General features: G+C 45.1%; 13 protein-coding genes. 11 read left to right on the top strand and 2 right to left on the bottom strand.

The genetic code is table 11. The features are described 5' to 3' along the window. Positions 1–391 precede the first annotated feature (391 nt). The 8 genes from GJQ68_RS00665 to argH are packed head-to-tail and all read left to right on the top strand — an operon-like array spanning position 392 to position 8,682. On the top strand, positions 392–1,093 hold the full coding sequence (locus GJQ68_RS00665; RefSeq protein WP_162415388.1) for a GNAT family N-acetyltransferase: 702 nt from the start codon (positions 392–394) through the stop codon (positions 1,091–1,093). Between the two features lie 45 nt (positions 1,094–1,138). Continuing rightward, on the top strand, positions 1,139–2,344 hold the full coding sequence (gene argG / locus GJQ68_RS00660; protein ID WP_162415387.1) for an argininosuccinate synthase: 1,206 nt from the start codon (positions 1,139–1,141) through the stop codon (positions 2,342–2,344). Continuing rightward, positions 2,331–3,299 carry an N-acetyl-gamma-glutamyl-phosphate reductase gene (argC, locus tag GJQ68_RS00655; RefSeq protein WP_162415386.1) on the top strand — a complete coding sequence of 323 codons (969 nt, stop codon included), beginning with the start codon at positions 2,331–2,333 and terminating at the stop codon, positions 3,297–3,299. Before argG ends, argC begins: the two co-directional genes overlap by 14 nt. Before the next feature lie 41 nt (positions 3,300–3,340). Next, a complete protein-coding gene (locus tag GJQ68_RS00650; protein ID WP_162415385.1) occupies positions 3,341–4,492 on the top strand; it encodes an aspartate aminotransferase family protein in 1,152 nt (383 codons plus the stop codon). A 3-nt stretch (positions 4,493–4,495) separates the two neighbouring features. After that, a complete protein-coding gene (locus GJQ68_RS00645) occupies positions 4,496–5,437 on the top strand; it encodes a Rossmann-fold NAD(P)-binding domain-containing protein (protein ID WP_162415384.1) in 942 nt (313 codons plus the stop codon). A gap of 12 nt (positions 5,438–5,449) precedes the next feature. Then, the gene (gene argB / locus GJQ68_RS00640; protein WP_162415383.1) at positions 5,450–6,253 is read left to right on the top strand and encodes an acetylglutamate kinase; all 804 of its coding nucleotides are present in this window, start codon (positions 5,450–5,452) and stop codon (positions 6,251–6,253) included. 18 nt (positions 6,254–6,271) lie between these two features. Continuing rightward, the gene (locus GJQ68_RS00635) at positions 6,272–7,357 is read left to right on the top strand and encodes a M20 family metallo-hydrolase (RefSeq protein WP_162415382.1); all 1,086 of its coding nucleotides are present in this window, start codon (positions 6,272–6,274) and stop codon (positions 7,355–7,357) included. Further along, positions 7,354–8,682 (top strand): argininosuccinate lyase, encoded by a 1,329-nt coding sequence (gene argH, locus GJQ68_RS00630; RefSeq protein ID WP_162415381.1) that lies wholly within the window; start codon positions 7,354–7,356, stop codon positions 8,680–8,682. The genes GJQ68_RS00635 and argH overlap by 4 nt, the downstream gene beginning before the upstream one ends. A gap of 2 nt (positions 8,683–8,684) precedes the next feature. Here the strand turns inward: argH and GJQ68_RS00625 are convergent, their stop codons facing one another. Continuing rightward, entirely contained in the window at positions 8,685–8,906 is a 222-nt protein-coding gene (locus tag GJQ68_RS00625) for a hypothetical protein (protein ID WP_162415380.1), read from the bottom strand. Between the two features lie 125 nt (positions 8,907–9,031). Further along, positions 9,032–10,312, bottom strand: a complete 1,281-nt coding sequence (locus GJQ68_RS00620; protein WP_162415379.1) for an MFS transporter — start codon at positions 10,310–10,312, stop codon at positions 9,032–9,034. Positions 10,313–10,607: 295 nt separating this feature from the next. On the opposite strand from GJQ68_RS00620, the gene GJQ68_RS00615 reads away from it, so the two are divergent. The 3 genes from GJQ68_RS00615 to GJQ68_RS00605 all read left to right on the top strand — a co-directional run bounded on the left by GJQ68_RS00615 (position 10,608) and on the right by GJQ68_RS00605 (position 13,734). Next, positions 10,608–11,039 carry a hypothetical protein gene (locus tag GJQ68_RS00615; RefSeq protein ID WP_162415378.1) on the top strand — a complete coding sequence of 144 codons (432 nt, stop codon included), beginning with the start codon at positions 10,608–10,610 and terminating at the stop codon, positions 11,037–11,039. 12 nt (positions 11,040–11,051) lie between these two features. Continuing rightward, positions 11,052–11,267 (top strand): DUF3820 family protein, encoded by a 216-nt coding sequence (locus GJQ68_RS00610; RefSeq protein ID WP_162415377.1) that lies wholly within the window; start codon positions 11,052–11,054, stop codon positions 11,265–11,267. A gap of 91 nt (positions 11,268–11,358) precedes the next feature. Next, positions 11,359–13,734: a TonB-dependent receptor gene (locus GJQ68_RS00605; protein ID WP_235940981.1), complete on the top strand. Its 2,376-nt coding sequence runs from the start codon at positions 11,359–11,361 to the stop codon at positions 13,732–13,734.

Here is a 13,734-nt window from a genome sequence, read left to right as displayed (position 1 = left end):
CCCTTCAACTAACGCTTATTTTTCCAGTATTCAACGACGAAAACGCAGGGCATTATTTTTGCGAAGTTCGCGGCAAATACAATCTGCTTCTAAAATTTGTATTTTTGATCAAATAAATAAATATTTGTAGGGTTTTCCTATGATAAAAGAGACGCACATATCCTCCCTGATTTACCTGGCCCATGATAATCTTTTTGGGTATCCGATATTGTCTTGCATCAAAACTTTCAGGAATGTTTTCAGGGCATAGTCCCTGTATACTTTATTTGGTATCCTATGTGGATACTTCCTCTTCGAAAGCGTTCAATCATTCATTTCAACAACCTTCTTAGGGCTGACTGTCAAAAGCAAATCAGATGGGAATAGCCGGTAAGCCCAAAACAATGACAACATGTCTAACCAGAAATTCATCATAAAACCAGCGGCAGAAGAACATTGCCACTATGCAGAGACCATTACCGAAGAAATGGAACGCTCCGCTCAAGCCCGGGGAACAGGAATAGCCAAAAGGTCACCGGAATACATACAGACCAAAATGAGAGAAGGGAAGGCAGTAATCGCACTTTCTAAAACCGGGCAATGGGCAGGTTTTTGTTATATTGAGGCTTGGGGCCACGGGAAATTCGTTGCCAACTCGGGGCTTATCGTTTCTCCTGAGTTCCGGAAACATGGCTTGGCAAGGGAGATCAAAAGAGAAGTTTTCAAACTCAGCCGCAAAAAATATCCCGAGGCGAAAATTTTCGGGCTTACCACTGGTGCTGCCGTCATGAAAATCAACTCCGAATTGGGCTATTATCCGGTCAGTTACTCCGACCTCACCACCGACGATGATTTCTGGAAAGGATGTCAGAGCTGTGTGAATTATCCTATTCTGATGAGCAAAAACCGATCAAACTGCTTGTGTACTGCCATGCTCTACGAGCCAAAAAAGGTAAAAAAAGCAGAGCAGAAAAAACTTTCAGCGGATTTTAATAAAAATCTCAGCCTTTTTGAACGCTTAATCAAAATCAAACGGGCCATGTTTCTTAATATTGCCAAAGGAAAAAGAAATGCCCTGGCGAAAGTAAAAGAAAAAGTCAATCAATCATCTTAAATAAAGGTTTGCTTTCGGCAAGGCTTTATAACGATAATCTTAAATATGAAAAAAGTAGTTTTAGCATACAGTGGCGGGTTGGACACGACTTTTTGTGCCATCCATCTGAGTAAAGAAAAAGGATTTGAAGTTCACGCTGTATTAGTCAATACCGGAGGATTTGAGCAGGAGGAATTAAAAACCATTGAAAGCAGAGCCAAAAAGCTGGGGGTGGCCTCTTTTAAAGTCCTTGACGTTACCAGCACCTATTATGAAGAAGTGCTAAAATACTTGATTTTTGGCAATGTCCTTAAAAACCAAACGTATCCCCTGTCAGTAAGTGCAGAAAGGATATTACAGGCCAAAGCACTGGCGGAATATGCTAAAAGTATCGGAGCGACGGCTGTGGCACACGGAAGTACCGGCGCAGGAAATGACCAGGTTCGATTCGATATGATTTTTCAAACCATCCTTCCGCAGGCAGAAATCATCACTCCCATCCGGGACCTTAAACTGAGCAGGGAGGAAGAAATCACCTATCTCAAAAAGCACGATGTGCATATGAATTTTGAAAAGGCGGCCTATTCGATCAACAAAGGCATCTGGGGAACCTCTGTAGGGGGAAAGGAAACCCTCACCTCGGATCAGGCCCTGCCCGAGGATGCTTATCCTACCCAGGTAAGTAAAACCGAAGCGGAGACCCTTACCATTGGATTTGAAAAAGGTGAAATCAATCAGGTAAACGGTGAATCCTTTGATCATCCGGTAGCTGCCATCTTAAAAATCCAGGAAATAGCCGGGCCTTTCGGTATCGGAAGGGACATCCACGTCGGGGATACCATTATCGGTATCAAAGGAAGGGTAGGATTTGAGGCTGCCGCTCCGCTCCTGATTATTAAAGCCCATCAGTTGCTGGAAAAGCACACCCTGACCAAGTGGCAGACTTACTGGAAAAACCAACTGGCGGAATTCTACGGCAACCATCTGCACGAAGGGCACTACCTGGATCCGGTGATGCGAAACCTGGAGTCCTTTATGGCCGACACCCAAACGTATGTAAGTGGCGAAGTGAAAATACAATTAATGCCTTATCGCTTTAGTATGATCGGTATCCGCTCCGAACACGACCTCATGTCTTCCAAGTATGGAAGTTATGGAGAGATGAACAAAGGGTACACCGCAGAAGATGTCAAGGGTTTTAGCCGAATTTTAGGCAATCAAACTGCCATTTTTCATAACGTAAACCAGCCGAAAAATCATGACAACGATTAACACGGGAATCGTCGGTGCTGCCGGATATACCGGAGGCGAATTGATCCGCTTGCTGCTACACCACCCAAACGTAGCCATTCAATGGATCCACAGCAACAGCCAGAAAGGGAAACCGCTGGAAGTGGTCCATCCGGATCTAATTGGAGATTCAGACCTGGTATTTACAGATCAGATTGTTACCGATGGCCTGGACCTGGTCTTTCTTTGTCTTCCCCACGGAGAAGCAAGACCCTTTCTGGAAACCCACTCCTTCGGTTCCAAAACGGTGATCATCGATTTAAGCACCGATTTCAGAGACGAGTCCGATGGTTTCATTTACGGATTGCCGGAAGTGAATGCTGCCCGAATAAAAAAAGCAGGGAAAATCGCCAATCCGGGTTGTTTTGCTACAGGCATTCAATTAGCCCTGGCCCCCGCTGTAAAGGAAGGATGGTGCAATCAGACCCTGCATGTCAACGGTATCACCGGAAGCACAGGGGCGGGCAAAAAATTATCGCCAACCACTCACTTTAGTCAGCGAAATCAAAACGCCTCCGTTTACAAGTTGTTTTCCCATCAACACCTGAAGGAAATCAACCAGACCTTCGGACAGCTGGACCCTGCTTTCAAGGGGCAGGTTTTATTTGTCCCGAATCGCGGTAACTTCACCCGGGGAATCTGGGTGACGGCCTATTTCCCTTTTTCAGGAAGCCTGGAAGAAGCCCAGGCTGTCTACCGGGATTTTTATAAAGAGGCCGCCTTTACCCATGTCAGCCAGCAGGATATTGATCTAAAACAGGTGGTCAATACCAATAAATGCATTGTTCACCTAAAAAAAGAGGCCGGCCAATTGGTGATTTACTCTATTACAGACAATTTATTAAAAGGAGCTTCCGGACAAGCAGTACAAAACCTGAACCTGGCGTTTGGGCTGGATGAAAAAACCGGATTGCGATTGAAAAGCACTGCTTTCTAAAAAATAATTTCCCTACGTTTAGAAAACGAAACCTTCAACGAATGAAGCTATTTGATGTATATCCTTTGATGCCAGTGACACCTGCAAAAGCGCAGGGGGTTTATATTTGGGATCAAGAAGGAAATAAGTACCTGGACTTATATGGAGGTCATGCCGTAATATCAGTAGGTCATAGTCATCCCCATTTCGTTAAGTGCTTACAGCAACAACTGGAAAAAATCGCTTTCTATTCCAATTCGGTTAAAATTCCGTTGCAAACAGCGTTTGCTGAAAAATTGGGTAAGCTGTCCGGATACCCCGATTACCACCTCTTTTTGTGCAATTCCGGTGCAGAGGCCAATGAAAATGCCCTGAAACTAGCTTCCTTTCATACGGGCAAAGCAGGAGTCATTGCTTTTAAAGGTGCTTTTCATGGAAGAACATCCGGCGCGGTAGCGGTAACTGACAATCCAAAAATAGTAGCCCCATTTAACGCTGGCCACCAGGTGTTTTTCGAAGAAATAGACGACCTGGATGCGGTAGAGGACACGTTAAAAACAAACGAAATTGCTGCCATTATCATCGAGAGCATCCAGGGAGTAAATGGTATCCGGATCGCCAATCCTGATTTTCTGCGTGGCTTATCCGAATTGGCCAGAAAATACGAGGCCATTTTAATAGTGGATGAAGTGCAAGCTGGCTATGGAAGAACCGGCAAATTCTTTGCTCATCAGTGGACGAGTGGCTTGGAGCCAGATTTAATCACGGTAGCCAAAGGGATGGGAAACGGGTTCCCGATCGGAGGGGTCTTGATCCATCCTAAGTTTAAGGCTAGTTTTGGCCTGCTTGGAACCACTTTCGGGGGAAACCATTTGGCTTGTGCGGCAGGATTAGCAGTACTGGAAATTCTGGAAAAAGAAAAGCTGATGGAAAATGCAGTAACGCAGGGGGAATTCCTAATGAAAGCCCTGGCCAGTGAATTTTCAGCCGTGACGGGTCTGAGAGGTAAAGGCTTGATGATTGGTTTCGACCTAAATGAAGTCGCCGCTCCTTACCGGACCGAACTGGTCCAGACTCATCGGATTTTTACCGGAAGTGCAGCCACAAAAGAAACCATTCGCCTCCTTCCTCCCTTAGGAATTCAACAGGCGGAATTGAGGCATTTCCTGGACAGTTTGAAAAAAGTAATCGAACCAAATGCACATTTAAAATAACACATGAAAAATTTCACACAATTTGATAGCAGTTCCCTGGCAGCCTCCCTTATCGATAAAGCCCTGACCTACAAATCGGCTCCACTACAGGCCCAGGAAAAGGGGAAAGGCAAGCGACTTGGCCTTATTTTTTTAAATCCCAGTTTGAGGACCCGGGTGAGTACCCAGCTAGCTGCTTCCAATTTGGGAGTGGAAAGTTTCGTGCTCAATATGGACAAAGATACTTGGGCACTGGAAATGCAGGACGGGGTGTTGATGAACAAAAACAAGGTGGAGCACATCAAGGACGCGGCGGCTGTCCTGGGAAGTTACTTTGATTTTCTGGCTATCCGGGCATTCCCTTCTCTTACCAACAAGGAAGAAGACAGTCAGGATTTTATCCTCAACCAGTTTATTCGGTACTCAGGTATTCCTGTCATCAGTCTGGAGAGTGCGGTACGGCATCCCTTGCAAAGTCTGGCGGATATGGTAACGATAAAAGAAAATTTTAAAGAAAAACGAAAGCCAAAGGTGGTACTTACCTGGGCCCCACACATCAAATCCATTCCTCATGCGGTAGCTAATTCTTTTTCAGAATGGGCTGTCGGCTGTGGTCACGACCTGACCATAACCCATCCGGTTGGATATGAGTTGGACGAACAATTCACCAAGGGAGCCACCATAGAATACAATCAAAAAAAGGCACTGGAGGACGCAGATTTTGTTTACGTTAAAAACTGGAGTGCTTTCAATCTTTACGGAAAGATTCTCAAAGTAGATGAAAATTGGTTGTTGAACGAAAATAAGTTGGGGTCCAATTCCAAGGCAAAAGTCATGCATTGCTTGCCGGTGAGAAGAAACCTGGAACTGAGCGATGAAATTTTGGATGGAAACCGTAGTCTGGTTCAAAATCAAGCTAAAAACCGAATTTTTGCCGCACAAGCAGTTATTGACAGCTTGCTTTAAAACCTCCTTGCCATGGACATCAGCGTTATCAAAATCGGTGGAAACGTAATCGATCACCCTGAAAAATCCACCCAATTTCTTAAGTTATTTTCAAAGTTCCCCGGTCAAAAAATCCTTGTCCACGGAGGAGGAGTCATGGCAAGCCGCATTGGTCTATCCCTAGGAATCGAACCTAAAATGCATCTGGGCAGAAGAATTACGGACAAAGAAACCCTGGATCTGGTGACCATGGTCTATGCCGGACTGATTAATAAAAACCTCGTGGCCGAACTCTACACCTACGGGCAACAGGCAATCGGCCTGACCGGCGCCGACGGCAATGCCATCCGCTCTCACAAAAGACCTGTAAAGGGGGGCGTAGATTATGGGTACGTGGGGGATGTCGACCAAGTGCATACTGAACTGTTGGAATCGTTGCTACAACAAAGCATTGCCCCGGTTTTCAGTGCCATCACCCATGACGGCAAGGGGCAACTTTTAAATACAAATGCAGATACCATTGCCTCCGAAATTGCCACGGCTCTGGCAAAAAAACACAAGGTAAATCTGTATTTTTGTTTTGACAAAACCGGTGTGCTGATGGACGCAAGTAATGAAGCCTCGCTGATACCGCTGATTAATGATGATATCTATAAAGAACTTATCCGGGATCAGGTCATCCACTCCGGTATGATTCCCAAATTGGAAAACGCATTCAAGGCACTTAACAAAGGAGTCAACCATGTATGGCTAGGCTTACCGGAAAGCCTGCTTTTAGCCTCTAAAGGAAAAAATGCCGGTACCATCATCGAATCCCAAAAGTACGGTTTATACTGACCTAACCCCTTTCCCACATTGGAATCCCTCAACCAACTACATACAGAAGCCCTGGAATTACTTAAGGACCTGATCCGAACTCCTTCCTTTAGCAAATCCGAAAACCAGACCGCAGCGATAATCCGTGCTTTTTTTGAAAAAAAGGGTACCTCCGTCCATCAAAAGGGAAATAATATTTGGGCGTATGCCAGTGCATATGATCCTGCCCGACCTACGGTCATGCTTAATTCGCACCACGATACGGTAAAGCCCAATCAGGGATATACGCTGGACCCCTTCGAACCGATAGAAAAAGACGGAAAACTATTTGGTCTGGGATCTAACGATGCCGGGGGTCCGCTGGTGGCCTTAATAGCGGCCTTCATGCATTTCCGAAACCAACCCCTGCCCGTAAACCTGCTGATGGTGGCATCAGCAGAGGAGGAGATCAGTGGAAAGGATGGCATTGAATCCCTGATTCCGGAATTTCCGGAATTGAGCGTCGCCCTTGTAGGCGAGCCTACCCAATTAAAAATGGCGGTGGCGGAAAAAGGGCTAATGGTAATCGATGCCCTGGTAAAAGGCAAAGCCGGACATGCGGCCAGAGAGGAAGGGCTGAATGCTATTTACGAAGCATTGGATGATTTAATCGCCATTCGGAACTTTCAATTCCGTCATGTTTCCACCTTTTTGGGTACCAGTAAGGTTTCGGCTACTCTGATCCAGGCCGGTTCCCAGCACAATGTGGTTCCCGATCGCTGTACCTACACCCTGGACGTACGTGTGACCGATGCCTATACCTTGGAGGAAGCCCTGAATGAGCTCCGCCAATCATTGAAAGCCGAACTTCGTCCACGCTCCATGCGTTTAAATTCCTCTCGTATTGGTGCTGCCCACCCGATGCTTTCGGTGGCCAGGTCCATGGAGTTGGAAACCTTCGGTAGCCCTACCCTCTCCGATCAGGCCCTGATTCCCTACCCTTCCGTTAAAATTGGCCCGGGAGATTCGGCCCGATCTCATACCCCCGATGAATTCATTTATATAAATGAAATTAAAGAGGGTATTTCACTGTACATTGCATTACTGGAAAACTATTTTTCCAAACTAACCGAAAACGAAAAATGAAGCTTTGGCAAAAAGACAAAACGAGCAAAAAAGAGGTAGAAAATTTCACTATTGGTCGGGATCCGGAATTTGACCTGATACTTGCCCCCTTCGATGTCACCGGCTCCATGGCACATGCCATCATGTTGGAATCCATCGATTTGCTGACGGCCGAAGAGCTTCGGATGCTTAAAAAAGGATTGAAAGAAATCCGGGAAGAGATCCGCCAGGGTACCTTTTCCATCGCTCCGGGCGTCGAAGACGTTCACAGCCAGGTAGAATTTTTACTCACCGAGCGATACGGAGATGTTGGCAAAAAACTTCATAGTGGCCGCTCCAGAAACGATCAGGTTTTGGTCGATCTGAAATTATATTACCGGCAAGCCATTCGTCAAAGCCTGGAGGAGGTAAACGACTTGTTTCAGCTTTTGCTTCAACTTGCCGAAAAGCATAAAAATGACCTGATGCCCGGGTATACCCACACCCAACTGGCCATGCCTTCTTCTTTTGGTCTTTGGTTTGGTTCGCTGGCTGAAAGTCTGGCCGAGGACATGCACCTCTGGCAAGCTGCCTATGCCCTGGTAAATCGCAATCCACTGGGTTCCGCTGCGGGTTATGGCTCATCATTCCCGCTTAACAGGTCCCTTACTACCGAATTACTGGGTTTTGCTGACATGCATTACAATGTAATCAATGCCCAAAATAGCCGGGGAAAGACGGAAAAATCCCTTTCTTTCGCCCTGTCGGCAACGGCAGGAACCCTAAACCGACTGGCCACAGATTCTATCCAGTATATGAACCAGCATTTTGGTTTTATAAGCTTCCCGGATGAATTAACCACCGGATCCAGTATCATGCCTCATAAAAAGAATCCGGATGTATTTGAGTTGGTCCGTGCAAAAACCAATCAAATCCAAAGCTATCCTCAAAGTATTCTGATGTTGCTTACCAACCTGGGTACAGGGTATCACCGGGATTTGCAGTTACTAAAGGAAACCATTTTCCCAGCTTTTGAGCAGTTGGTGGATTGTCTCAAAATCAGCCGGTTGATGCTTGAAAACATTTCCGTCCAACAAGACCTTCTGGATGATGAAAAGTTTGCCTATCTTTTTAGCGTGGAAGAGGTCAACCGCCTGGTACTAGGGGGTATGCCCTTTCGGGATGCTTATAAAAAGGTAGGTATGGATATCGAAAATGAGCGTTTTTCCCCGGGAAAGCGTGTGCAACATACCCATGAGGGAAGTATCGGAAATCTCTGCCTGGACGCTATCAAAAGCAAAATGGAGGGTCTGGCCCTTGATTTTCAGCCAGCACTTCAGGCAGAAGAGCGGCTATGGGAGAGATAGCATCAAATAGAGTCCTGAATCAGGTAAACCATTGCGGAAGCCAGCAAATATCCTCCCAGAAAGGATATAAAATAAGGCCAGGTCAAATCGTATTGTCGGTAGAGAGCGTTCCTGGCCGAGCTGGTAAATTGATTGAATTTGTCTGACCTTTTTACCGGAAACATGGACAGAAATAAAAGTCCATAACAAAGGGTAAATAACAGAAGTGCTACGAATGTTTGCATAACTTTTTACCGTTGGGACAAAGGTATGTGCTCCTCCTTAAACCACCAAAATACCGGGTTGAAATCATGAAAATATATTTACATGAATCCCAGAGGTTTCGGTATACATTTCTAGTCCTGTTTATTCAATGTCTTAAATTGAATATATTGAAAAAATCAAACCTCCGATGACGCCGTTTGTATTTGTATTTCATTTTGGCATAGGTATAATTGGGAACGATCCGGAAAGAGAGCACTATTATCAGAAACATCAAGAGCAGCGACCCTATAAATACCACATCAAAACTAAAGCCAGCATCTACCACTACTCCGTAAATGGCTGGGCCTACAGCGGAACTCAATACCATGACGGAAGCAAAAATGCTTCGCACCTTGCCAATGAATCCGGCCCCAAATAATTCTACCTGAAGGGCTGAAACGATTGCATTTCCAAAGCCTGCTGATGCGCCCATCAAAATCATGTATGGAAATATGACCAGCGGGTCGCTGAATATCCAAATAAACAAGATGGCCAATAGAAACGGAATCAGGTAAAACGGAAAAAATTTCCTTGCCGTGTACTTATCAATCAGGGGACCGGCAAATAGTATGGCCAGCGAACCCGAAATGGCGTAAAAGGTAAGCCCTACCGCCATCCATTCCAGCGTCCAACCCTTGAATTCTGCAATGGCAAACTGATAGAAAAACAACCCGGTAACGGTGAAAGAAAGCACAAATAAATTGGGTGCTAAAAGCCAAAATGTTCTGGATTTCATGATTTCCCATTGGGAAACTTCTTTTTTGAATGAGGAACTGTCGGTAGGGCTCGCCTCCTCGTGCACAACCAGTTTTTTCTCATCGATGAAAAAGTACAAATACAAGGGTACAATGGCCAACACGATCAAGGCATTTACCAGTAAAGATTCCCTCCATCCAAACAAATTAATCAACCCCACTACCATGATCGGCAATGCTGCCTGACCGAAAGGGTGCCCCAGGGATGCCAGACTGATGGCCTTTCCCCTGCCCTTTTGAAAGTACTTGGACATACTGGTAATCGCAATGTGGCTAAATAGCCCCTGTCCGGCGATCCGAAGGCCAAAGAAAGCGAGGGGCAGGAAATACCAGTACTGGTTAAAACTCATCAATACCATGGCCAGAATAAAAATAACCGTTGCCATCAGGGTGTATTTTACCAGGCTGATTTTATCGATGTATTTTCCAATTTGCGGTAAAATCAAAGCACTTGCAATCGTAGCCACCATGTAATACACACTGATTTGGGCATTTTGAAGGGTAAATTCCTCAATCAGGTAAGGTACATAAAGGGCCAGCAAATAGGTTTGCCCATATCCGGAAAGACAAGTCATCAGCAAACCGAAAGCCAAGAGTTTCTTATTTTCTAAAACAAAATTCAAATAGTTCATTAAATGCTTGTTTTTTCGCTACCAATAAAAAGGTTTTCTGGGCTTTCACAAAGATAATTTGTAAAATTAGGGATTAATAATTTTCAAAAAAACCAAATAAGATAAAAATGAAAGAATGTTTTACAACCTATTAACACTCCCGTTTTTACCTATTTGTATCACCCTTGAAAGGAGCAAAGCCGATTCTTGGATAAAAAATAAATAATACGTTCCCCCGCCATAAAGCCGGCAAGTTTGATGAAAGAGTCACATTTTTTTCTTTATTTAGCCAATCAAAACCGAAAACATTCCAAATATGACCACTGGATTCCAGCATCTCCATTCTTTCCTGGCCTATATTGTTCTGGCAGGAATTCTATTTAGCTTCGTACTTGCCCTCTATGGTGCCTTAAGTAACAAAACCTTCACTGAAAAGGACCGAAAATTTGGATTGATAGGCATGGTGCTTTTACATATTCAATTACTGGTTGGAATCATTCTATATTTTCTTAGTCCCCTGGGCTTTTCCAACCTAAGCGGAGAAGCCATGGGAGATTCCATGAGCCGCTTGTACGCACTGGAACACCCACTGATCAATATCCTGGCTGTGGCATTGGTTACCATCGGTTACAGTAGAGCCAAAAAATTGACAGAAAGCCGGAGCAGGTTTCGAAGTATTTACATGTTTTATGGCATTGGCTTTATCCTTATTCTTAGCCGAATCCCCTGGAACGCCTGGTTAAATTAATCGAATTACATCTTGGATAATACCATTTTACTCGACCTGGTCTCGAAAAAAATGCCCTTCGGTAAATACAAGGACAGGTTGATTTGTGATATCCCCGAACACTACCTTATTTGGTTCAAGAGACAAGGGTTTCCGGAAGGAAAATTGGGCATTTGGCTTGAAACCATGTATGAAATCCGGCTGAATGGCCTGGAACATTTGCTGGATAGATTAAAAGCAAAAAGGTAAGTATATTCAATATTGCCATATTGTTGCAATCATTGATAAATTTGGATACCTTTGTGTTCGTTTTCAGATTTCCATCATCCAAATTTATCCTGTGAGGATTGTAATTCTATCCTGTTTCTTCCTGGTTTACCTGTCTCTTTTTTCCCTGGCTCAGGAAAGGGCAATCCTTGCCATTGAGGGTACGGTTAGAAGCGAATCAGGGGAGGGGTTGCCTGCCACCATTATCGTCCATGAATTGGGGAATGGAACAGCAGCAGACTTAGAAGGTAATTTCCGAATTGAAGGGTTAAATCCTGGAAATTACCATCTACACGTGACCCACCTCGGGTACAAAGCCCTGACCAAAACAATCCGGTTAACCAATGAGAACCTGCAACTTGACCTCAGGTTGGAAGAATCAGCGATTACGCTACAATCGTTAACCATAGAAGCCAATCCCTTCAAAAACGGACCGGTAGAACAGTCCCAGAGCATTGAAGTAGTGGACAGGGAATTTATGGAAAAAAACAACTCGGGCACTTTTGCCAACGCCCTGGAAAAATTACCGGGAATCAGCACCATCAATACCGGAGTAGGCATCAGCAAACCCGTAATCCGGGGAATGAGCTTTAACCGCATCATGGTTAACGACCGGGGAATCAAGCAGGAAGGCCAACAATGGGGTGCTGACCATGGTTTGGAAATCGACCCCTTCGACGTGGACCGGGTAGAAGTGGTAAAGGGTCCGGCCTCTCTCATTTACGGTTCGGATGGCATGTCAGGCGTGATCAATATTTCCCCAGCTCCACTACCTCAGGAAGGAAACATTCAGGGCCATCTGATCAACAGCTACCGCACCAATAATGCCATGAGAAGTCATTCGGCCATGGTGGAAGGAAACCAAAACGACTTTGTATTTAAAGCGCGAGTGACCCTCCAGGATTTTCAGGATTACCGGGTGCCGGCAGACAGGTTTGTCTACGCAGGTTTTGAATTACCGGTTTATGATTACCGATTAAAAAACACGGCTGGTAGAGAAAGGCATTTTTCCCTCATGACGGGATGGCGAAAAAACTGGGGAAAATCCACTCTGACGGTAAGCCGGTTTCAGCAAAAAGCGGGCATTTTTACGGGGGCAGTGGGCATTCCGAACAGCTACAACCTTCGGCATAATGGGAATTATGGAGACATCGAATTTCCCAGACAGGACAATACCCATCTAAAAGTTATTTCCAACACCACGATTCAATTGAACGAAAATTGGTTGGAAATCGATTTGGGCTACCAACGGAATGAGCGAATGGAACAATCCCTTCCCCATATCCATGGGGTGGGGCCCACACCGGAGGGGAATTTGGCCCTGGCCTTATACCTCAATACCTTCACAGCAAACGGCCGGTTCAATTACCATATCAATTCCAAGCACCAATCCATTATTGGATTTCAATCCTCGTTAATGGATAACCGGTTTGGAGGCTTTGAATTTCTATTACCTGCTTTCCAGTCCTGGAATGCGGGCTTTTTCTATTTCCACGAATACCGGTGGAAAAATAATTGGATAGTCAACGCTGGCCTGCGACTAGATGGAGCCCGTCATGCAATTCAATCGCACGAACAGCCGGTATACGATCAATCCTTAAATCCTACCGGGGAAATGGTACAGCGAAACCCGGATATTGAACGGGGTTTTGCCAATATCAGTGGTTCTACCGGTTTTTCCTGGATCCTTAACGAGCGTAACAATTTCAAATTAAACCTGGGAAGCAGTTTCCGTATCCCTACTCCTATCGAATTGGCTACCAATGGCATTCACCATGGGAATTTTAGGCATGAAATTGGCGATGCCGGGCTAAAAAGTGAACGAAGCTATCAGGCGGATCTGAATTTTACGCATTCTTTAGAAAGGCTTCTGGTGGGAATTAGCCCTTTTATGGCCTATTATGAGGATTATATTTACCTGGCTCCTACCGGCAGGTTCTCTACCCTACCCGGTGCCAGTACCCTTTGGGAATACCGACAAAACAATGCCTTTTTTGCCGGAGCCGAGTTGAAATTTCAATGGGCACCAACGCAAGAGATACAGTTTTCGCTTGCAGGAGAATACATTTATAATCAAAACCTGGATACCCGTTTGCCCTTACCGCTGACCCCTCCGGCGAGTGTGTTAAGCAGTATCGAATACTCCTTTCCAGAAACGTTCCGCTTCTTTGCAAACAGCTATTTCTACCTGGAATACCGACAGGTAGCCGCGCAAAATCGGGTAGATCGAAACGAGCGAACTACTGGTGGCTATGGCTTGCTCCAAGCCGGACTGGGATGGGAAGTCCCTATTGGCTCCAATCCTTGGAAATTTCGAATCAGTGGCCAAAACCTGCTAAACACGTTTTATTTCAATCACCTGAGCAGGTACCGTTTACTCAATTTGCCGGAGCAGGGTAGAAATATCAATTTCAATTTAAAGATTCCCTTCCAACTCAAAAGTAATTAA

The organism is Cyclobacterium roseum (genome assembly GCF_010119225.1).
GTDB lineage: Bacteria > Bacteroidota > Bacteroidia > Cytophagales > Cyclobacteriaceae > Cyclobacterium > Cyclobacterium roseum.
This window is presented reverse-complemented; position numbering and strand designations above follow the sequence as displayed.